Raw genomic sequence first — 20,207 nt, 5'->3', positions numbered from 1 at the left:
TTTAGCATGAATCAAATTTTTGTTCAAATGGAGCTGAACCACGAAAAATTGACACGAAATAACACTAAATTGTACATCCGCGACCTTTCGTAAACGCAAAGAGGTTCGGCCTCCAAATTGGAGGCCGAACCTCTAATTACTCTACACTTGCTAAAATCAAGAGTTCCTGATATACTAACTTTGTCCACATTATCGTGGACAAATAAGTTATAACCATATGGAACCAAATATAATCCGCCTTTCAATATCTGAGGCTGCCAAACTCTTTGGCATTGATCCAAAAACAATCAGGCGCGCGCTTAAAAGCCAGGAATTGCGCTATATTGTCGTACGTGGACGTTATAAGCTTAACTTTGAGAGCTTGCTCAAATGGTCGCAAAAAAAGCCCACTGTCAGGAATAAAACCAATCAAAAAGGCATTGGCCAATATGTGGATAAATGGAAGATCAATAACAAACATTACAGCCCAAACCCCCAAATCATTAAATCAGATAGACCCTGAAATCCTTGTGACCTAATATACCCAGTTTTATTAAAAATTTTATTTTATCATTTCATCTCATTTCATCATTGATTTAAAATTAAAAATTAGTAATTAAAAATTAAAAAACGCTCTTCCGAAGAAGAACGTTTTTTATTATATAAGTATTATTATTAAGCTTCAACAATTTGGACTGCTTTGCTTGCCATTTCTTCAGAACGCGCTGCTTCATAAAGCGCAATGGTTCTTTTGGCAATATTATCCCAATTATATTCAACCAGGGCTCGTTCCTGCAATTTAACGCCCATGGTATTCACTATTTCAGGATGATTCAATAAGTATCTTAATTTCTGGCTTAAATCGCTAATGCTTTTATTTCTAAAAGTTAAGGCCAGATCAGATACTGCTTCTTTATTAGGTTCAATATCACTGCAGATCACAGCCTTGCCATAAGACATTGCTTCAAGTAAAGCAATGGATAAGCCTTCAGCTTCAGATGGCTGCACAAATAAATAGGCATTAGAATATAATTCAGCCAAAGTCTGGCTGGTCTGATTGCCGGTAAAAATTATATTCTTATTATCCCCAGCTAAATTCTTTAAATATTGCACATAATTATCAGTATAATTTGCCTCACCAACAATCACGAGCTTTTTATCAACATTTTTCAAAATAGAATAAGCTCTGATCAAATAATGCAAGCCTTTGTGCTTAATCAAGCGAGACACAGCCAAAATATAGTCATTGCCTTGCAATCCCCATTTTTCAGTAATTAATTGGGGATTGACTTGAGTAAAGGTTGGCACGCCATTAGGAATATATTCTAATTCGCCATTAAATTCAAAGCCATGAGTTTTACTCTGATATTTAGAAACAGCAATTGTTTTATCAGGCCATCTGACAGAAATATATGCGCCTAAGGCTAAAAATTTGCGGGCAATTAAACCCCACTTTTTATGCTTGCGATCATCAGAATGAAAAGTGGAAATGACTTTAGCCTGCTTTTTGAATAATTTGGGAATCCACAGCAAACTTGAAGGGCCAATGGCATGATAATGAATAATATCAGCATCCCTTCTTAAAACATCCAAACTAGCCAATAAAGTATGAGAAATAGCATCTAAATGCTTAGTCTTGATGCTAGGCAAATGAATCAATTTCACGCCTTTAAATTCGTTTAAATCTTTAGGAGTATAATAATTTCGGACATAGACAAAAACCTCGTGGCCTTCTTTGGCTAAACGAGTTGCTAATTCTTGCACATGGCTTTCCACGCCGCCATAGATGGCTGGGATGCCTTTTTGTCCGATAAAGTAAATTTTCATAATATATACACTGTTATTTAAATTTATTACCATTTTTGCTTAATTGTTTGCCTACTTGGTTCATACAATTTAACAAAATCATTGATAATCATGTTAATAATAAATAATAGCATAATTAATCTTCTTTGTCAAGGATAAAACCGATATAATTCAATTTCAGAGCTAACTTTAGATAAAAAATAACATAATAAAAAAGGGAGCTTTCTCCCCTGCTAAAGTATTTAGTAAATATTTTTTCTAGTATTCTGCCTTGAAATTAACAGCAAGCTACTAAAATGTCAATCCTAGCAAAGTAGCAATTTCTTCTTTTAAACTTTGGCCTGATTTAGTCCAGCTATAGTTCTTTATTACAAATTGCCGCAATTGCTGGCTTAAATTATAATTTTCAGGTTTGTCTTTTTGTTTGATAAAATTATTAATTCCCTGAAAAATAGCCTCGGGTTCATTGCCAGCTAAAATATAGGATTTGTTTATTTTACTTAGAATTTCAGGCGTAGCGCCAACAGGTGTGCCCAAAACAGGTGTTCCGCAGGCCAGCGCTTCCAATGTTGCCAGGCCAAAACCTTCATAAGCTAAAGTAGGCAAAACAAATAAATCAGCGGCTTGATAATATTTAACTAGATCATTTTCTTTAATAAAGCCTAAGAACTTAACATTAGCCTGTAAATTTAATTCTGCAACCATGGTTTTAAGCTTGGCAGCCAAAAATCCGCTGCCAATAATCAAAAGCACAAAATCTGGATATACTTTCTTTAATTGCGAAACTGCGGCAATTAAATTATCCACTCCTGTCCTGCCAACCAGGCGTCTGACTGTTAAAATCACCAGTTTATTTAAAGGTAAATTTAATTCTGTTTTTAAAAAATTTTTATCTTTAGGCGCGGTAAACAAGCCCAGGTCAACTCCTCCTGGGATAATCTTTATTTTTTGCTTATCAATTTGAGGCAATATCTCTAGTATTATTTTTTTAGAAAACTCGCTTAAGACTACGATCTTATTCGCAATTTTTAAATTATTTATTTCAATCTTATTTAAAATTTTTACCCAAATATTTTTAATTAAGCCATCAATAAACTTAATGCCTGTTTTACGTTCCAAACCTTCCAGCGCAAGCTCCTGGGCATAACTGGCCAAAAAAACGTAAATTGCCGGTAAATTAACTTTTGCTTTTACAAAAGCATTGACCTGGAATTCATCATAGAACATAGCCAGATCAAAATTAGTATTTTGACAGAATTTTTTAATAATTTTTGGCAAAACAAAAATATCAGTCAGGCTTTTTCCCCAGATTTTATTTAATTTGGATTCATAGCGATAAATCTCAATACCCTCTAAATTTTCATGGCTAGGAAATTCTTCTTTATATTTCCTGGTTAAAACCGTAACAGCAAAACCTTGCCTAACTAATTCTTTGGCATGATAATAAACGAGTTTGCCGCTGCCGCCAAAAACATCAGGATAAAAAATCCCGGTTAATAATAAAATTTTTTTTGCTTGAGCCTTAGCCATATTATTTTTTTATTAGCTTTTGATATAAATCCAGCAAAGACTGCAAATGATCTGCGGGATTAGAAATAGAGGCAACAAGCTGGCGCGCATTAGCGCCCCATATTTTTAATTCTTCAGCCTTATTATAATTTTGGGCAATTTTATTTTTTAATTCACGGCTATTTCCGGCAGTAAATAAAAAGCCGGTTTTATTTTCTCTGACTAATTCCGGGATTCCGCCTAAATTTGAGCCAATCACCGGCTTGCCAAAAGCAAAGGCTTCTAAAATAGAAATTGGATTATTCTCATACCAGATTGAAGGTACCACCACTAATCTGGCATTTTTAATTAAATCATAAAGCTCAGATCCTGTTTTGTGGCTGACTATTTCTACATTATTTAAATTATTGCCCGCAATATAGTTTTGTAATTCTTGTTTTTGCGGCCCCGCGCCAACTATTTTTAATTTTATGTTTGGCAAGTCCTTCATTGCCTCCAGCAAAATCTTTAAGCCTTTTTCTTCAGCTAAACGGCCAAAATAGAGCAAGCCCTCGCCTATTTCAGGATTAACGTTCAATTTCTCAAGATCAAGCAAGTGGTATAACTGTTTAACTTTGGCTTCATTAATCCCCCAATCTAAAACTTTAGCCTCTAAAAATTTGCTGGGCGCAATAAAACAATCAATTTTTTCATAACTTCTTAAAATCAGCTTATGCAAATACATTTCCAGCATTGCTAAAAAGCTCATGCCTGAATTGTTTTTAATGCATTTATACTTCCAGCAATTGTAATATTTATGGACTTTGCAGCGTTCGCAGACTGACCCTTGGGTAAATAAGCGGTAATTAGGGCAAATTAATTTATAATCGTGCATTGTCCAAACAATTGGAATGTTATATTTTTTCAAAGTCTGCAAAATAGAAGGTGTGAGCTGAAAGCTAAAATTATGCAGATGCGCAATATCTGGCTTGGCTTTTTTTATTAAAGCCTCTAATTTTCTCTTCGCTTCAAACGAATAAATTAAATGGCCTGCTTTTTTCAAATCCTCTAAAAAACCCTGCCTTTTGTTAAAATCAATTTTATCAATAAAAAAATCAGAGTATTTTGAAGCCTGGTTTTTCTCATCTTTCATGGAAAATTCAACAACTTCGTGGCCGGCTTTTTTTAAAAGTTCAAGCAAATCAAACATATAGGCTTCTGAACCGCCTTTTCTGTAAAAAAATTTATTAATCATAAGTATCTTCATATTTAAAATTTATTTTTTGGCTACGGCAAAGATTAATTCATCAACAATCTTTGGCACAAGGGTAAATTCCCAAAAGAACATTGAACGCCACAGCTGGTGTAAAATCGTCTGGACAATAAATCTAATCCAGCGCAAGATGCTTGTTCTGGGCATGGCAAAAGCTCGAATCTCCACCTGTTTGTAGCCAGCAAGCAGTAAAACTTGCATTAAACTATGTTCAGTCAGGCCGACTTCGTGGGTAAAATCTTCATAGCGCAATCTGGGGCCGGTGATGGCAGCCAAATTATTTGTTTTCACAATTAACATGCCGCCTTGTTTTAAAGCTGATTTAATTAGTGCCAAATCATTAATAATTTCAGTTTTGGGCAGATGTTCAATCACGTCATTTAAAACAATAAGATCATATTGATCTTTTTTGTCAGCCAAAAATTCAGTCATGGAACTTATCTTTAAAACCTGGCCGGTTACATTGGCCTTGCAAAAATCCAGCATTTCCTGGCTTAAGTCTACTCCCAAATAATTATTATAGCCATTATTTTTTAACCAATATAAAAATTGACCTAAGCCGCAGCCAATGTCTAAAATTTTGCTATTTTTATCAGCCGGAATTATCTTTTTATAATTCCAATCATAAGTTGAGGCAATATGCTTAATATTATCCAAGCTTGCCTCTAGTTGATTGGTTTCAAAAAAACTAGTGGACAAATATTTATCAAATAATTTATTTGTTTGCTCTGACATAAATTTATTTAAGGATTTAAGACTAGATTTGTTTTAATAAATTTTGCAGGCACTCCGCCAACCACGCTATTTGCCTCCACATCTTTAGTCACGACAGCATTAGCGCCAATGATTGAATTATCTCCGATCGTAATGGGACCTAAAATTTTAGCGCCCGGCCCGATTCTGACTCTATCTCCGATTTTTGGCGCGCCAGCATGAGTATCCCAGCCTTTGACGCCAATTGTCACTTCCTGGCTAATAACGCAGTCCTGGCCTAGTTGCGCGTCAAAATGGATAAAAATACAGCCAAAATGATTTATAAAAAATCCAGGACCAATTTTTGCTTTCCGTGAAATTGAAACGCCCCAAAAAATTTCCACTAAAATTTTAAAAGGAAAATAGGCAATCAAACCAAGTTGTTTAATGACCGGAATATTTAAGCGAGTAAAAAAATTACCATAACGGTAAACTAAAATAGCCCAAAAACCAGGCATAAAAATAATTTTAATCTTTTTTAGACCCGACCATTGGTTTAATCCGCAAATTCGTTTAATGTCTTTTAAAATCATATAATTATGTAAATAATTTTACTTTATATAAATTAAAAATTTGTAAACTTGCCAACGCCAATCCTACTGGCAGCCACATCTTGGCTAAATAGTAGCTTGTGCCAAAAAATTGGAATATGAAAGCGCCGATTACTGCCAAAAAACAGCCCAAAATAACTAACGACGCCTGGCTATCTTTAGCTTTAATATAACCTCTGAATATAATATAACAAACATAAGCTAAAAGCGCGATAAAACTTAAAGTTCCGACTACGCCTGTTTCAGCCAATGTTTTAAATAAATAGCTATGGGCATCAAGTACCCCTCCATATTCAATCAGATACCACCTGATTTGCCCTAAAATTAAAGTAAAAGTTCCCGCCCCATTGCCCAAAAAAGGATGGCTGCTGAATAAGGTCAGAGCAATATCAATTAATTTTAAACGGTTTGAATCTGATGCAGAAACTATACCTGAAGCAAACAATTGATACATTAAATAAATAACAGGGACAAGCAGTAAGCCAATTATATAAGACAAAGAGTTGGTAAAAAATTTTTTGACTTCATGGCGATATTTTAAAATCACTAACAATAATAATTCCATAGCAAAAGCAATCCAACCTGCTCTGGACAAAGTCAGCATATTCACGCCTGCCATTAATAATACGCAGATTAAATAGACTGCTTTCATAAAAATATCTTTTTCTTTCCAAAATAAAATCAAAGCCAGCGGTATGGTCACGACAAAAATTTCAGCCAAAGCATTTTGATTGCTGCCTAAAGGCCAGATGCCAAAAATAGAAATTGGCATTGCCCTATTAATATTTTCAAACGGAGGAATAATTAAAGAGACGATACCGATAAAAGCTAAGATCATGCCCGTAAAACATATGATTTTAAAGGTATTGTCCAGCTTTTTATAATTATCAATGATATTAAACGGCAAAATCACAAACATGAGATAAAAGAAAATTATCGGCCTAAAAATGTATTTTATGCCCATCAACAACCATTGCCCCTCTATATTTAATAAGGATAAAAATGAAGCGATTATAAAAACAAGCATCAAGCCTAAAAGAGGAAAATTTTTCAGGCTTAATTTTTCACGTTTTTCCAGATATAAATATATTACTCTAGCCAACCAGGCTATAAAAAGAAGCAAAGCAATTAAATCAACATAAGGAATATTATATTCATAATAAATAAACAGCCAGTCATTATAAGGGAATAATAAAGCGATCAGGTAAATGCCCAGTTCTGGACGGCTTAAAAAAATTAAAAACAGCAAAATAAAAATTAAAAAAATTAAAGGATACCATGACCCTTCATTGGTCAGGCTAAGACTGGCGGTTATAAGAGCTGCCAGAATTATGATTAGCCAAAATATTTTATTTTTAATTAAAGCCATATTATAATTTTGCTCCCCAAAGCTTATTTTTTAAGATCCAGGCTATAATCGCCACAGGATGTCTTTTTATAGCGCTTCTGGCTGTGCAAATCATCCAGTTTTGATCTAATTTTTCTAAAGCAATTGCTTCCTGAGCTCGCTTTGAATCATACAGCTCCTTAAAATTAGGGAAATCTTTCAAATTACCCATTAAATGACCGGATACATCAGCCGGGTAAACATCGCCGAGCGGATCAATAAATACATTATCTCGGCCGGAATAATTTGGCAGTAATCTTTTTTTTGTTTCAATAAATCTTAATAGCGCATAGGCAAAATACGCGCGCAGCCATTTTTTATAATTCCATGATTTTAATTCAGCCTGAATCAAGCGCCTAAATTCTTTTTTAAAATCTTCAATCCGGTTAATCTGATTGTCTACGGTATTAAAATAATTATCAGCATTGTGAATCGCAGCCAAGCTAAATTCCACGCCTAATTCCTGGGCTAATTTATAAACCTTATTTAATTCTAAGATATTATAATCCCCGGCCGTAAAGGCCAAGCGTAAATCCTTTACCTCCATGGCTTGAAGTGCCTTAATCGTAGCCATAACCTTGTCAAAACCGTCGGAAATACCTCTTATCTGATCATGAGCTGCGCCTATGCCATCTACTGAAACCCCCAGGCCAATATCAGGCTTAATTTTTAAAATTTCCTGCATCTTGGTCTTGATTAATTCCGTAGCAAAGCCATTAGTTGAAATAATAATCCTAACCAGAGGATTTAGGTTTACTAATATTTTGATTATTTCAATTAAATTAGGGCTAAGAAATGGCTCACCGCCAGTTATATTTACTTCTTTTAAGTTCTGGGGCAATTTTTTATATTCTGCCAAATCTAAAACTGGCATTTGCTCTGTTTTCCAGATATTGCACATGCGGCATTTTGAATTGCAATTATAGGTAATTGCCAAAACCAAATCATTTGGCAGTCTAAGATTAGCCATATTTGAGAAAATAGATATATATAATAATATCTTAATTCTAACACAATTTTTAATTTTTGTCAAATTTTAGGCCCAAAAAACAAAACACCCCTGCCATACGGCTAAGGGTGATTTGTTGAAATTATTTAAGTTTATTAAATTTATTGCAAATGGTCATACATTGTTCTGATTTCTATCTTCCTTTCAGCTACAGGAGCTGGGGTTTCTGCTTCAGACACAAACCCAAAATCTTTCTCAAGATTAGCCCGAATTACTTCATAGTTATTTACTAATTTTTCATTAGCCTCAATTTCTTTAGGTTTATCTAGCTCTGAGATTAGATTTGTATTTGTATTTTTATTTAATTTGCTGGCTTCATTCAAAATCACAAAAATACTGCCTAAGATAAAGCCGATTATTAAAGCCAATAAACTATTTAAGATGACATTTGGCTTGACTGGATATTTGCTGATAAAAACATCATCAACCACTTTAATTTCCACATTTGTACCGCCGCCATGGTATTCAGAGCCTTTATTAACTAAGACATAAGAAATATTTCTGGCTAGTTGAGAAGCAAAATTCCGGTCAGCATCATAAACATCAATTTCCAACATGCCGGTTTCTGGCAACACAATCGCCTTCACATTCTTTTTCCATTCCTTTCTTCGTTCAATGCTATCCTGGGGAAATTTACCGGCCAAGGCGCTGTTTGATTCAATAACTTCGTTATAAAAAGACGAGGTATAAATAATGCCAGCTAAATTTTTACCGATTGTTTCGGCTGATTTAGTAGCTGTATAGGCATCAGTATTTAATTCTTGTTTTTGAATAATTAAAATCTGGGTGCCGGCTGAATATTGGAATGGCTGAACTAAGCTGATTATCAATGATAAAACCATTGTAATGCCTATGATTAAAGCCACAATGTCCCAATTTGTTCTTAAAATTTTTGAATATTGTAAGTTTTCCATAAAATTTAAATTTATCCCAGGAAATAGCTTCCTGAATAAGTTATTATTTGATTTAAAATCATATCACATAATCTAAAGTTTGTCAAGACCAACGCAAACAAAAAAACTCTTTCAATAAGAGTCTTTTGTTCTAAAATAACCTTTTAGGGCTAAAGTTAGAGGTATATATCCAATGTTTATTTCAAGACAATGCTGATTTCAGCTGCTTTTTGTTCGTGCAAATATTTAATGCTTACTTGCTGGCCGCTTTTATATTCTAAAAGCAAGTCATTTAAGTTATTATTGGCATCCAGTGCTTGATTTTCAAAACTGGTAATTATATCGCCTTTTACTAATTTACCGGTTAAAGGACTGTCAGCGGCGATAGCAATCCCCTTTTGATTGGGCCAGATCAAGGCTCCATTTATCGCGCCTTGCCTGACAGTTTCATCTAAACCGTCTACCTGGGCTAAATCAATATAATTAATTCCCAAATATGGCCTGGTAATTTTTTCGCCTTTCAATACCTGGTTTATGATTGGATCAATATAATTGATGGGAATAACTTTATTGGCTGTATTAGCGGAATTGTATATAAATCCAATTAATTCTGACTGGAAATTAAAAATTGGCGCGCTTACAAAGTCAGAACCTAAATTTTTATTTAATAAGATAGCTTTATCTAAAATCTGGGTTGAGTTGATATAATCATAACGGCTGCTAATCTCTTTATATTTCCCATTGGAGATATTGGCTAAATTAAATATATTAGAAAAACTATTATAAGCGACTAATTGTTCCCCATCGGTAATTTTACTAATGTCCGCCAGTTTGGCGACAGACAAATTTTGCGCATTAATTTTTATAAAATTAATGCTGCTGGCTGGATCTTGTATGATTTTTTCAATCTTGTATATTTTTTTATTTTCGCCAATGACTACGCCTGTTTGCGAGCCAAGACTGACATTTGCATTGCTAATCAGCCAGCCGTCGCTGGTCAGCACTATTGCCTGGCCTAAAAAATCTTCAGGCAAAAATATATTATCAAGCAAATTTTTATTATCTTTTTGACGGCTATAAATATTTAAGACCGAGGGGCGAATTTCATTTTTAATCTGGCTCAATCTTAAATCCTGCTCTACGACCACTTTCCTTGGATCATTGATCACTATTTCACCCTGGGTTTGATTTGTACTTCCTGTAAAATACAAATCCCTGAAAAAAGCCACATTAGACAAATAATAACGCGCTATAAATTCTCCGCTCAAGCCGGCAACAAAACCCGCTACAATGATCAGCACGATTACGCCAAATAATTTAAAACCTTTTTTTGCTTTCTTTGCTTCTTGTTCCATATGATGATTAGGTTAATTTTTTATATCCAAGACGAAGTTATAATTATTAAAAATATCAAAATTGAGCTTATCGCCAGGTAACGCCAGATGTTTTTCCTGTCTAATTCATCATGTAATTTTGCCTTTATTATTCCCCATGAAAAATAGAAAAAAATCGTTAAAATAATGCTGCTGACATAAAAGTTTGTGGGCAAAAAAGACAAACCCCAGAATACTTCTAATATTATTATATTTATAATCAGAAGATAAACGGTTTTTAGCTCATGTTTTAATTTGCCGAACCAAAAGCCGGCCAGGAGTAAAAGCGTCAGACAAATTAGCAAAATTATTGAAAGCAGCCAGAGCGGCAAATTAATAAAAACACTTAGTGAGTTCAGATTAACCGCCAGCAGAAAAAAAATGATAAGAATTAAAAAACTGGAAAAATTTTCCAGGGTTTCAAGCTGATAGACGTCAGGCTGATTAAAATAAAGGAAAATATTTTCCAAATAAAAGCCTGAAATAATGACGAAACTGGCAATAATAGCATGCCTGATCCAATTATCATTTAAAATAAAAAGGAAAAACACAGTCGTAATCAGGAATAAAAAAGGCAAAAGGCTTAAATATAGAAATTCAAAGCTCAGCAATTTGCCTTTAATTAAATATTTCAAGGCTATAAATAATATCAAGGCGCTAAATGCCAGGCAATATGGCAGCAGACTAATATTAAAAAACATTAATTCCAAAGCCGAAAATAACAATAACGGACAAAAAAATACTATTATTTTTCGAAAAAGCATTCTAATTAAAATTTAAATTTTTAACAAGTATCTCCAGCGAGACCATTTTGGCCTCTAATTTTATGGCCGTAATTTCAAATATACTTGAGAATGAGGCTAATAATTGATTTATGCTTTTGGCCGCAAAATTAGTAATAATCATATTACCAATAAATTTTGGCATTGGCAAGTTCCCGATTTTGAAATTATCAGTTTTTAATTTTAATGCCTTATCTTCAATTGTTGGCTTTATATTGAAGGTAATAAACAATTTGGGCTCTTTTAGCTTGGCAAATACTTCCAATTCATCGGGTAAAACCGCAGACTGGATATATTCAATCCTTTGGTTCAAGGCTTCGTTTTTCTGCGCTTGTTCCCTGAGCATAGCTGACAATTGCCCCTCGCTAATTCCCAAATTCAGCTTCAAATTAGTGGTCTTTTTCTGCAGCAAAACCTGTTTTTTAGCTTCAGCTTCCAGAACCTGAATAAAATCTTTCTGAGCCACTCCTAAATTTACAGCATTGACTAAATAACTTGGCCTGGGCTCATGATAGAACTTTTTGGTAAAATAAGGTACTTCTATCAATCCGCTAAGAGATACATAATAAGCCCCGACCAAGCCGCTTATCAGCAAAAATAAAATAAAAAACAGCAAACAAGAGCCGCAATTGAAAAATTTCTTATTTTTCTTGCGTTTTAAAGTCTTTTTTAATTTTTCCACCTCAGCTTCCAAATCGCTGATATTGCTGTGGTTATTATTTTCATCTATTCTTGTCATTTTAAAAAAATTATTCTTCAAGCGTTAATTCACGCGCCCTCTTCTTTTCCAAAAAATCCTGAGCAAAGACACTCAAGGCAGTGGCTAATGGGATAGCTAATATTGCCCCAATTACTCCGCCTAAATTACCGCCAATGAGTAATGCCACAATGCTCACAACCGGATTCAAGCCCACTGCCCTTTGCATAATTTTAGGAGTGAGGATATTATTTTGCACTAATTGGATGGCAACATATAAAATTAAAACTAAGAGCGCGCTGATTGGCGACTGAAAAAACGTCAGGGTCACAGCCAAAATGCCAGACATAATCGGACCGATATAGGGTACAAATTCTACCAGGCCGGCAATAATGCCTAAAATTAACGCATATCTGACGCCTAAAAATAAAAGCCCGATATAAACCAAAAGAAACACAATTAAGCTTAATATTAATTGGCCCCGCAACCAAAGACCCAATTTGTTTTGGATACGGCTGAAAACTTGATAAGTATAAGGCAGATATTGGCTGGGCAAGATGGAACGAAAAATCCTTTTGGTCGCATTTTCTTCTGCCAAACTATAAAAAATAATGACTAAAATGATAAAGACTGAAAATACCCCAGAGAAAAATTGGCCAACCTGAGAAAATAAGCCGCTCGTTGTCTGCGGAATATTATATTTTAAATTAACAATTGCATTTTCAATTTCCTGGCCGATTCCGTATTGGTTTAAAAACTGGCTGATATTGCCGAATTCCAAATTAAATTTTTGCCAATAGGCCGGGAAAGAATTTGAGATTTGATCAATTTGATCGTTAATCGGCGGAATTATCAGAGCGATAATCAGACCTAAAACCGCTAATAAAACTAAATATATCAAGATTACTGATAAAGTCCTGGGGATCTTTCTGGCTCGCAACCAGTTGACCGCAGGTTCAAGAATTGACACGAAAATAAAGGCAAAAAGCAAAATCGCCACTACGTCTCTGATTAAATACAAAATCCAGACTAAAAAAATTACGACTAATACTTTAATTATTGATGAGGTTGATATATCCAGATTAATCTTCTTAGAATTGGCTGAATCCATATAACTTGATTAATAATTAACTAATTTTATTATACGAAAAAAATGCCAATTGGTCAAACCTTGACAAAAATAAAAAAATATGCTAATTTTAGCAATTACCATTGACTGAACAACAGGTTGCTGTTTACAGGCCTTAAGAAAAAACTATTACCCAAGTCAGCGAGGCTAAAACCAAAGCTGACTTCCTTATTTGGCTCTGTGACCAGCAATTTGCTGTTCAGACTTAAAAAGAAGGTTTTTGCCTTCTTTATTTGTTAAAAATAGGATATTATAAAATATAAGCATTAAGCAAAAAGTATGACAGTCTTAACCCTTAACAAACGAGCTAAATTTGATTTCCAAATCCTGGATACTTTCGAGGCTGGCTTAGTTTTAACAGGGCAAGAAGTAAAATCAATCAGAGCTGGCCATGCCAGCTTACAAGGCGCTTATGTGACTCTGCATCAAAACGAACTATATTTAATCAATGCCAATGTGCCAGCCTATAAAATGGCAGGACCATTACCAAACTATGATCCTACGCGCTCAAGGAAATTATTACTAAATAAAAAAGAAATTCACTTTTTAACTGTAAGATTACAGCAAATAGGCTTGACCTTAATCCCGCTTTCATTGTATACTAAGCATAAGAAAATCAAATTAGAGCTAGCCTTAGCCAAAGGAAAAAAACTCTTTGATAAACGCAGATCAATTAAAGAAAGAGAAGAAAAACGAAGCGTTCAAAGAGCCCTAAAAACTAGATTCAGATAATGAATGTTAGTAATACAATTGTAAGACCTGGTAAAACAATAGTCTTACAATTTTCTTACAATTGTTTTACAATAGTCACTCGGGGATGACAGGCCTCGATAGGAAGATCTTTTAAAAATATCGCAAGCCGAGCATGCTATTTAATCTCGTAAAACTAAAAATAGAAATCTAATAAGTGCAAAAAACTTATTAAGCAATGTTAAAGCAGCTTTTGCTTTTAACCTTGCGTCAGTTGCAGTTTAACTAAAACAGCAACCATCCACGCCTTTGATGCCTGATAAAAGGTATTGGGTGCCATAAATTCAGGCTCGCTCAATAATTTAGCCTTAAGTTATTAAGCTAAAAATTTAAGGCAGGCCCTAAGATTTTTGTTTAGATTATTATCTTAAGGCGTAATTTTAATCTAAAATAAGCTTGTAGAAGTATTTTAAAAGGCTTTCTAGACGCGGGTTCAATTCCCGCCATCTCCATTCTTCGCGCAGCGAAGAATGCCCTTCGTAGCTTTATTAACTTTAAGATTTTAGCTAAGAGAATAACAAAGAATAAGCGAAGAAGGGCAAGTTAAAATCTTTTTACTGCGCTTCGAATGGCACGCCACTAAAATGACGAGCTATTTAATAAAATTTTTAAAATAAAAACGAAACAATGTTTTTTGTTTATATTCTCCAAAGCATCAAATTCCCTAAAAAATTATATACAGGATTTTCCGAGAATATCGATAATAGACTAATTGATCATAATAAAGGTAATTCGGAATATACTGACACATTTAAACCATGGAAAATAATTTTTTACTGCGCATTTGAAAATAAAGAAAAAGCATTAAACTTTGAAAGATATCTTAAAACATCTTCAGGCATTGCTTTTAGAAATAAACGATTAATTTAATTATTAACCTACACCACATTGAAACGCATTCATTTCCGCCATAGACAAGCGCAAAGACAACAAATCCCAGACACATATCCGGTTAATGAACGAATCCGCTCTCTTTCTGTCCGCGTTATTGATGAAAAAGGCCAGATGCTTGGCGTCATGCCGACTGCGCAAGCGATTGCCATGGCTAAGGAGCGAGAATTAGATTTAGTGGCTGTTTCTCCCAAAGCTGAACCGCCAGTGACTAAATTTATCAATTACAGCAGTTTTAAGTACCAGCAGGAAAAAGCCAGCCGCAAGCAAAAAGCCCAGCAAAAAGAAGTTGAGCTCAAAGAAATTCGCCTTTCACCGCGCATTGGCAAGCATGACCTTGATGTCAGAATTAATCAGGCTGAAAAATTTTTAAACCGCGGCGATAAAATTAGCATTTTGGTCATCTTAAAAGGCAGGGAGAAAGCTCATCCGGAATTAGCCAAAGAATTAATTGAAAATTTTGTGAGTTCAATTAACCAAATAGTAGAAATAAGAACAGAACAGGAAATTAAAAGACAAGGTGCCAATTTTTCAGCTATTATTGCCAAAAAGAGTTAAACGGCTTGACGAAAATTTAAAATTAAGCTAAACTAATTTCAAATTAGCCAAGAAGAGCTATTTTTATTTTTTTAAAGATTTCCTTATATTCAGCTCATATCTTCCGCCAAAGGCGGATCCGCCGCTGGCGGACATAATTCATAATTAGGAATTCACCTATGCCAAAAATTAAAACTCATCAATCAATCGCTAAACGATACAGAGTAACGAACAAAGGCAAGCTCATGAAAAAGAAAGCTGGCCAGGATCATTTTAATGCCCGCGAATCCAGCAATATCACCAGAGCCAAAAGAAGAACGCAACAAGCTGACAAAACCATTTCCAGACAGCTTAAATCCTTAATGCCATACAATTAAAATTTTCTACTGATTACGGATTTATACAGATTTACGAATTGTCATAAAATATCATCTGTATATCTGTAATTATCAGTAATCTGTAGATGTAAGCATTAACAAATAATTAGAAAAAACATGTCCAGAGTTAAACGAGCTAAAATCCACTTAAAGAAAAGACATACCATCCGCCGAGCCACCAAAGGTTATAAATGGGGCCGCAAAAAGACTATTCGCTTAGGCAAAACAGCTATGCTTAAGGCTGGAGTGCATGCTTATGTCGGACGCAAAGATAAAAAAAGAGATTTCCGCCAGCTTTGGCAAATCAGGATTAATGCAGCTGTGCGCGAACATGGCTTAAACTATTCTAAATTTATAGATCTCTTAAATAAGAAAAAAATTGAACTGGACCGTAAAGTCCTGGCTGACCTGGCAGTCAATAATCCTCAAGTTTTTGCTAAAATAGTAGAAGCGGTAAAATAAAAAATTACATTGATCTCTGCGCGCTCCAACATACGTCGGAGCGCGCAGTTTTTATTCGCTACCTTGACAAAAATTAAATAAAATACTAACATTCTGTAATCAAAACAGTTCAGTAAAAAAGGAGGCTAATCTAATGAGATTGTACATTATCATTGATAAAAAATTTCACGAAGATCCTAATAATTTGTTAACTGTTCACGGAGCAATCTTTGCTGAAAGCCCTGAAGCAGTAGCAGATATGCTGAAAGGCAACCTTATCCAAGAGCCTGAGAATCATCAATATTGGCTCTCAATCCCGCGGTCAGTATTTTCGCTGCCAATGCTAAAAGATAAACATGATTATGCTGATTATAGGGTCTATGAAATTTGCGGCATGAAATTCAAAATATATCGCGAGGAAGAAGAACTATTGCTTGAGCTTATTCAGATACCTTTTGCCGTGGCTAAGGAAAAAGTAAAAGCATAATTTTGAAAAAGGAGGAATCCAATGCACGAAATTATAATCGTAACTTTGGCAGCTATTATTGGCGCTATCTCGCCAGGTCCTGATTTTGCCATTGTGTCCAGAAACAGCATTGTCTATACCAGAAAAATCGGGATATTTACGGCACTAGGTATTGGTTTAGGCACTTTGCTCCACGCTTCTTATTCTATTATCGGCCTGGGGCTTATCATTGCCCAATCAATTCTGGTGTTTAATCTACTTAAACTGGGCGGGGCAGCCTATCTAATGTACTTGGGCATTAAAATGCTAAGGGCAAAAAGACTAAAGGCAGGAAACAAAAATGGAGCCGCTACACTAAAAATAATCACCAACTGGCAGGCTCTCAAGATCGGCTTTTTAACCAGCATAACCAACCCCAAAGTAACCTTGTTCTTTTTAAGTATTTTTTCTCAAATCATCTCCCCGACTTCAACCTTGAACCTGAAAATATTTTACGGACTGGAAATTTCTTTCATTGTATTTGCCTGGTTTGCTCTTGTTGCGACAGTATTCACGATCAAGCAGGTCAAAGCAAGATACCAAAGGTACGTAATTTACTTGGAAAAAATTTTCGGTGCCCTTCTAATTTCCCTGGGACTTAAAATAGTATTTGCCCGGGAATAACAAGTTATTTAGCCCCCTCGCCAAAAATGAGGGGGTTTTATTTTTTTTGGTGTATAATTAAAGTATGAAAAATTAACCTACCTCGCTCCCGCCTTGTCATCCTGACGCAGGAAGGATCTGCAACTTCGGTGATTTGATAAACCCAGTAATTACTTTCGGACAAGGCGGGCTTAAATCACAATCAAGCAGTTCTGTTATGACAGGGCTCTGTGTCTGAGAGGGGTTTGAGTGTGACCCTAGATTAACAGATCCTTCGCTCGGCTCAGGATGACAATGAGAGGACACAGAGCTGGAGAGCCCTTTAATAACAAATCGCAAAAAAAATACTATGGACAACTTAAAAGACAAACAAATAAAGCTTGACCTAATCAAAGAGCTAACTTGGCCTGATGTTTTTGAAATTTGGCGTCAGAATGAAGATTATCCCAATTCCCACTGGATTACTCACTGGCAAAGCCGCGGCTTCAAATCATGGGAAGAATGGCGCCAAACTTATGTTCAACCACTAGGTTTAGCTGATTTAAAATGGCAATTATACAATATACCCGAGCCACTGATTATATTACCCTTTTGCCATGGCGGACCATTTCGTTCCTGGGTAGAATTATATTATCACGGACAGACAGCTCCGTCATTTTCCAGCCTAGCTCAAGATCAGAAAGTAGAAAAAAACTCCGGGGTGCAAACTATGTTAAAAAATTTTCCAGTTCAAACCATTATTAGCGGCGTAATAGTCAATGGTGAAATCAGAATCGTTGAAGGCATGCATCGCGCCACTGCCCTAGCCGTAGCAGCTAAAAATGGAATTAAACTCAACTCTTTAGTCAAAATGGCATTAGCCAAACACCCCGAAAAAAACTTGCCAATTGTCGGTCGCTTCCAAAAAGATTAGCGCAAAACCCCTCCGAACGCGGAGGAGTTTTTTTAATGAATTACTTGAGATGCCCAAATTGTCAAGATGTTTTATTTCCACAGAGATTTACACTGACAAGGAGCCAGAGAAAAAGAAACATCGTCCTGCGAAGAACATTGACCTACACGCTCGCAAATTAATGATGGGCATTCAGCATACGAATATCTCTCGCAAAAAAAGCCGTGGTATTTCCCCACAAAAAAATACCATAACAATAAAATACTAATAATAATTACCAACGCAAGAATAAAAAAACGATAAGGATAAAAAATTTTAATAATTTTTTTCATAGCTAATTATTTAATTAATCTATTTTAATTAATTCAATACTTTTAATAATAATATCATCTAAAGGATGATCATTTTCATTTGTTTTAACTGCTTCTATTTTATCAACCGCTTCCATTCCGGATATTACTTCACCAAAATTATTGTATGAACCGTCTAACCAGGGCGTAGATTCTTTGGTTACTATAAAAAACTGTGAGCCATTGGTATTTGATCCGGAATTAGCCATGGCCAAACTTCCGCGCACCAGTTTATGAGTATTAATTTCATCTTTAAATTTATAGCCAGGCCCGCCCATGCCATCATCAGCCCAATTATCATCCTTGCTATTAGGATCACCGCCCTGAATCATAAAATCTTTAATCACGCGATGAAATTTAGTGCCATCATAAAAACCTTTTTTAGCTAAATTTAAAAAATTATTAACTGTTAGAGGCGAATCCAGGTTATAAAATTTTACCTTAATATCGCCCAAATTTGTTTTTATAATCGCGCCATTATATTGGCTTAATAAATCCTCCATTCCCAGTTGGCTATAAATCGCGGGGAGGTCAGATTGGTTGTTTGCATTCGCGTTCTCATTGACATTTAAATTAGTATTCTCGTTTTTAGTCGCCTGACAGCCTGCCATAATAATTAAGGCGCCTAGAATAAAAAAAGTTTTTCTCATAAAATATAATTAATTATTTATTTTAAAATCAGCAGCGGCAATAAAAGTATCCAGCCAATTTTGTTCAACAATATTTATCATATTCACCATCCAACCCTTAACCTTTAAAGTATTTTTATCCAAACCTACTGTTTTATATTACCATGTAAATAATAAAGGCGGGAACTAGTTGAAGTCTCAACTATTTTTTGGATAAGTAAAAATCGCTTTGGCAGGGCCATCAGCCTGTTTGGTAACATAACTCCAATCATGAATGGCATTCATCAGCAAATCATAACCATAATGGTGGCTAGCTCCTTGTTTATTATCGCCATCATCATTAGTGATAAATTCTTTTGTCGTATCATCATAACCAATAATCACAATCATATGATAAGAAGTGCCTCTGGGCGCCGGCACAAAGGGAATATTTTTATTATGCAAATCAAAACCATACAAAGGCACAATTACCGGCCGATTTTGCTGTAATTCACTTTTTATATCTTCAACCGTGGGCGCCTCTTTAATCACCGCTTTATAAGAAGAATAATCATTAATAAGCTGGACTGTTTGCTTGGCGTCTGTATTGGTATTGGAACCAAAAATCTTATTTTCTATGGTAAATAAATTGTTCATAAAATCCATGGCATCTTTTGTGCTCACGGTTTGTTTGCCAAGATAAAAATTTTCAACCATGGCAATGCTGGCTTCTTCACAAGCGTTTTTCCAATATCCTGTCCAGTTGCCATCAGGCGATTCATTTATATAGGGCACGGCCAATATTACCGAATTAACGGTTTTAACAGCCGGGTTGGAAGTTTGCGTATTATTTGGAATTTTAATTTGGTTGGTATTGTTTAGGTTGACTACTTGGCCTGATGAATTAATATTCGGTGTCTCAATCTTTTTGACTAAATTCTGATTATTTTTTAATGTTTGATTTAACAGCAAAAAAAGCAAGGCACTAGCGCCCAAAATAAAAAAAATTACAAGTAAAATAAAGAAAAATGTTTTTTTCATATTGTTAATATAATATCAAAAAAAATCAAAATAATCAAGATCAAAAAGCCGAGAATAAATCACGGTTTTTGGGGCGGGACAAGTTGACTATG

General features: G+C 34.9%; 24 protein-coding genes and 1 other RNA gene. 11 read left to right on the top strand and 14 right to left on the bottom strand.

All coding sequences use genetic code 11. The features are described 5' to 3' along the window. Positions 1–217 precede the first annotated feature (217 nt). Positions 218–502, top strand: a complete 285-nt coding sequence (locus WC460_00695) for a helix-turn-helix domain-containing protein (protein MFA5187862.1) — start codon at positions 218–220, stop codon at positions 500–502. A 152-nt stretch (positions 503–654) separates the two neighbouring features. On the opposite strand, the gene WC460_00690 is transcribed toward WC460_00695, so the two are convergent. From WC460_00690 to WC460_00635, 12 genes are all read right to left on the bottom strand, one after another. Then, a complete protein-coding gene (locus WC460_00690) occupies positions 655–1,806 on the bottom strand; it encodes a glycosyltransferase family 4 protein (GenBank protein MFA5187861.1) in 1,152 nt (383 codons plus the stop codon). Positions 1,807–2,076: 270 nt separating this feature from the next. Then, positions 2,077–3,315 carry a glycosyltransferase family 4 protein gene (locus tag WC460_00685; GenBank protein MFA5187860.1) on the bottom strand — a complete coding sequence of 413 codons (1,239 nt, stop codon included), beginning with the start codon at positions 3,313–3,315 and terminating at the stop codon, positions 2,077–2,079. Position 3,316: 1 nt separating this feature from the next. Beyond that, positions 3,317–4,528, bottom strand: a complete 1,212-nt coding sequence (locus WC460_00680) for a glycosyltransferase (GenBank protein ID MFA5187859.1) — start codon at positions 4,526–4,528, stop codon at positions 3,317–3,319. A gap of 21 nt (positions 4,529–4,549) precedes the next feature. Beyond that, on the bottom strand, positions 4,550–5,281 hold the full coding sequence (locus tag WC460_00675) for a methyltransferase domain-containing protein (GenBank protein ID MFA5187858.1): 732 nt from the start codon (positions 5,279–5,281) through the stop codon (positions 4,550–4,552). An 8-nt stretch (positions 5,282–5,289) separates the two neighbouring features. Next, positions 5,290–5,757, bottom strand: coding sequence for a DapH/DapD/GlmU-related protein (locus WC460_00670; protein MFA5187857.1), 468 nt, complete (start codon positions 5,755–5,757; stop codon positions 5,290–5,292). Positions 5,758–5,836: 79 nt separating this feature from the next. After that, a complete protein-coding gene (locus WC460_00665; protein MFA5187856.1) occupies positions 5,837–7,219 on the bottom strand; it encodes an O-antigen ligase family protein in 1,383 nt (460 codons plus the stop codon). Between the two features lies 1 nt (position 7,220). After that, positions 7,221–8,207 (bottom strand): radical SAM protein, encoded by a 987-nt coding sequence (locus WC460_00660; GenBank protein ID MFA5187855.1) that lies wholly within the window; start codon positions 8,205–8,207, stop codon positions 7,221–7,223. A gap of 140 nt (positions 8,208–8,347) precedes the next feature. Further along, positions 8,348–9,160, bottom strand: coding sequence for a hypothetical protein (locus WC460_00655; protein MFA5187854.1), 813 nt, complete (start codon positions 9,158–9,160; stop codon positions 8,348–8,350). Positions 9,161–9,336: 176 nt separating this feature from the next. Then, positions 9,337–10,494 carry a PDZ domain-containing protein gene (locus WC460_00650; GenBank protein MFA5187853.1) on the bottom strand — a complete coding sequence of 386 codons (1,158 nt, stop codon included), beginning with the start codon at positions 10,492–10,494 and terminating at the stop codon, positions 9,337–9,339. 20 nt (positions 10,495–10,514) lie between these two features. Continuing rightward, positions 10,515–11,276 (bottom strand): hypothetical protein, encoded by a 762-nt coding sequence (locus WC460_00645; GenBank protein MFA5187852.1) that lies wholly within the window; start codon positions 11,274–11,276, stop codon positions 10,515–10,517. Position 11,277: 1 nt separating this feature from the next. Continuing rightward, positions 11,278–12,033 (bottom strand): hypothetical protein, encoded by a 756-nt coding sequence (locus WC460_00640; protein MFA5187851.1) that lies wholly within the window; start codon positions 12,031–12,033, stop codon positions 11,278–11,280. A 10-nt stretch (positions 12,034–12,043) separates the two neighbouring features. Continuing rightward, positions 12,044–13,102 (bottom strand): AI-2E family transporter, encoded by a 1,059-nt coding sequence (locus WC460_00635; GenBank protein ID MFA5187850.1) that lies wholly within the window; start codon positions 13,100–13,102, stop codon positions 12,044–12,046. A 297-nt stretch (positions 13,103–13,399) separates the two neighbouring features. On the opposite strand from WC460_00635, the gene smpB reads away from it, so the two are divergent. From smpB to WC460_00585, 10 genes are all read left to right on the top strand, one after another. Beyond that, positions 13,400–13,852, top strand: a complete 453-nt coding sequence (gene smpB / locus WC460_00630) for an SsrA-binding protein SmpB (protein ID MFA5187849.1) — start codon at positions 13,400–13,402, stop codon at positions 13,850–13,852. Between the two features lie 81 nt (positions 13,853–13,933). Next, positions 13,934–14,325: a transfer-messenger RNA gene (gene ssrA / locus WC460_00625) on the top strand. Between the two features lie 172 nt (positions 14,326–14,497). Then, positions 14,498–14,740 carry a GIY-YIG nuclease family protein gene (locus WC460_00620; GenBank protein MFA5187848.1) on the top strand — a complete coding sequence of 81 codons (243 nt, stop codon included), beginning with the start codon at positions 14,498–14,500 and terminating at the stop codon, positions 14,738–14,740. An 18-nt stretch (positions 14,741–14,758) separates the two neighbouring features. After that, positions 14,759–15,319 (top strand): translation initiation factor IF-3, encoded by a 561-nt coding sequence (gene infC, locus WC460_00615; protein ID MFA5187847.1) that lies wholly within the window; start codon positions 14,759–14,761, stop codon positions 15,317–15,319. A 158-nt stretch (positions 15,320–15,477) separates the two neighbouring features. Then, the gene (locus WC460_00610) at positions 15,478–15,675 is read left to right on the top strand and encodes a 50S ribosomal protein L35 (GenBank protein MFA5187846.1); all 198 of its coding nucleotides are present in this window, start codon (positions 15,478–15,480) and stop codon (positions 15,673–15,675) included. A 117-nt stretch (positions 15,676–15,792) separates the two neighbouring features. Further along, positions 15,793–16,137, top strand: coding sequence for a 50S ribosomal protein L20 (gene rplT, locus WC460_00605; protein ID MFA5187845.1), 345 nt, complete (start codon positions 15,793–15,795; stop codon positions 16,135–16,137). A 133-nt stretch (positions 16,138–16,270) separates the two neighbouring features. Then, positions 16,271–16,603: a hypothetical protein gene (locus WC460_00600; protein ID MFA5187844.1), complete on the top strand. Its 333-nt coding sequence runs from the start codon at positions 16,271–16,273 to the stop codon at positions 16,601–16,603. 21 nt (positions 16,604–16,624) lie between these two features. Next, positions 16,625–17,245, top strand: coding sequence for a LysE family transporter (locus tag WC460_00595; protein ID MFA5187843.1), 621 nt, complete (start codon positions 16,625–16,627; stop codon positions 17,243–17,245). A 328-nt stretch (positions 17,246–17,573) separates the two neighbouring features. Next, entirely contained in the window at positions 17,574–18,137 is a 564-nt protein-coding gene (locus tag WC460_00590) for a hypothetical protein (protein MFA5187842.1), read from the top strand. A gap of 49 nt (positions 18,138–18,186) precedes the next feature. Next, positions 18,187–18,384 (top strand): hypothetical protein, encoded by a 198-nt coding sequence (locus WC460_00585; GenBank protein ID MFA5187841.1) that lies wholly within the window; start codon positions 18,187–18,189, stop codon positions 18,382–18,384. 78 nt (positions 18,385–18,462) lie between these two features. Here WC460_00585 and WC460_00580 read toward each other — a convergent pair whose 3' ends face one another. Both WC460_00580 and WC460_00575 read right to left on the bottom strand, forming a co-directional pair. Beyond that, positions 18,463–18,969, bottom strand: coding sequence for a peptidylprolyl isomerase (locus WC460_00580; GenBank protein ID MFA5187840.1), 507 nt, complete (start codon positions 18,967–18,969; stop codon positions 18,463–18,465). 324 nt (positions 18,970–19,293) lie between these two features. Continuing rightward, positions 19,294–20,115 (bottom strand): C39 family peptidase, encoded by an 822-nt coding sequence (locus WC460_00575; GenBank protein ID MFA5187839.1) that lies wholly within the window; start codon positions 20,113–20,115, stop codon positions 19,294–19,296. Positions 20,116–20,207 lie beyond the last annotated feature (92 nt).

The organism is Patescibacteria group bacterium, from assembly GCA_041651155.1.
Classification (GTDB): domain Bacteria; phylum Patescibacteriota; class Patescibacteriia; order CAIXNZ01; family CAIXNZ01; genus JAPLYF01.
Note: the sequence above shows the minus strand (reverse complement) of the source record. Positions and strands in the feature narration are given on the sequence as shown.

Bases quoted from the DNA above. Each gene is read 5' to 3' on its own strand.
- rplT (MFA5187845.1), top strand. From the start codon at position 15,793: ATGTCCAGAGTTAAACGAGCTAAAATCCACTTAAAGAAAAGACATACC.
- WC460_00600 (MFA5187844.1), top strand. From the start codon at position 16,271: ATGAGATTGTACATTATCATTGATAAAAAATTTCACGAAGATCCTAAT.
- WC460_00645 (MFA5187852.1), bottom strand. From the start codon at position 11,276: ATGCTTTTTCGAAAAATAATAGTATTTTTTTGTCCGTTATTGTTATTT.
- WC460_00590 (MFA5187842.1), top strand. From the start codon at position 17,574: ATGGACAACTTAAAAGACAAACAAATAAAGCTTGACCTAATCAAAGAG.
- WC460_00680 (MFA5187859.1), bottom strand. From the start codon at position 4,528: ATGATTAATAAATTTTTTTACAGAAAAGGCGGTTCAGAAGCCTATATG.
- WC460_00635 (MFA5187850.1), bottom strand. From the start codon at position 13,102: ATGGATTCAGCCAATTCTAAGAAGATTAATCTGGATATATCAACCTCA.
- WC460_00675 (MFA5187858.1), bottom strand. From the start codon at position 5,281: ATGTCAGAGCAAACAAATAAATTATTTGATAAATATTTGTCCACTAGT.
- WC460_00610 (MFA5187846.1), top strand. From the start codon at position 15,478: ATGCCAAAAATTAAAACTCATCAATCAATCGCTAAACGATACAGAGTA.
- WC460_00595 (MFA5187843.1), top strand. From the start codon at position 16,625: ATGCACGAAATTATAATCGTAACTTTGGCAGCTATTATTGGCGCTATC.
- smpB (MFA5187849.1), top strand. From the start codon at position 13,400: ATGACAGTCTTAACCCTTAACAAACGAGCTAAATTTGATTTCCAAATC.
- WC460_00575 (MFA5187839.1), bottom strand. From the start codon at position 20,115: ATGAAAAAAACATTTTTCTTTATTTTACTTGTAATTTTTTTTATTTTG.
- WC460_00665 (MFA5187856.1), bottom strand. From the start codon at position 7,219: ATGGCTTTAATTAAAAATAAAATATTTTGGCTAATCATAATTCTGGCA.
- WC460_00655 (MFA5187854.1), bottom strand. From the start codon at position 9,160: ATGGAAAACTTACAATATTCAAAAATTTTAAGAACAAATTGGGACATT.
- WC460_00640 (MFA5187851.1), bottom strand. From the start codon at position 12,033: ATGACAAGAATAGATGAAAATAATAACCACAGCAATATCAGCGATTTG.
- WC460_00580 (MFA5187840.1), bottom strand. From the start codon at position 18,969: ATGGAGGATTTATTAAGCCAATATAATGGCGCGATTATAAAAACAAAT.
- WC460_00670 (MFA5187857.1), bottom strand. From the start codon at position 5,757: ATGCCTGGTTTTTGGGCTATTTTAGTTTACCGTTATGGTAATTTTTTT.
- WC460_00660 (MFA5187855.1), bottom strand. From the start codon at position 8,207: ATGGCTAATCTTAGACTGCCAAATGATTTGGTTTTGGCAATTACCTAT.
- WC460_00650 (MFA5187853.1), bottom strand. From the start codon at position 10,494: ATGGAACAAGAAGCAAAGAAAGCAAAAAAAGGTTTTAAATTATTTGGC.
- WC460_00585 (MFA5187841.1), top strand. From the start codon at position 18,187: ATGCCCAAATTGTCAAGATGTTTTATTTCCACAGAGATTTACACTGAC.
- WC460_00690 (MFA5187861.1), bottom strand. From the start codon at position 1,806: ATGAAAATTTACTTTATCGGACAAAAAGGCATCCCAGCCATCTATGGC.
- WC460_00695 (MFA5187862.1), top strand. From the start codon at position 218: ATGGAACCAAATATAATCCGCCTTTCAATATCTGAGGCTGCCAAACTC.
- WC460_00620 (MFA5187848.1), top strand. From the start codon at position 14,498: ATGTTTTTTGTTTATATTCTCCAAAGCATCAAATTCCCTAAAAAATTA.
- WC460_00685 (MFA5187860.1), bottom strand. From the start codon at position 3,315: ATGGCTAAGGCTCAAGCAAAAAAAATTTTATTATTAACCGGGATTTTT.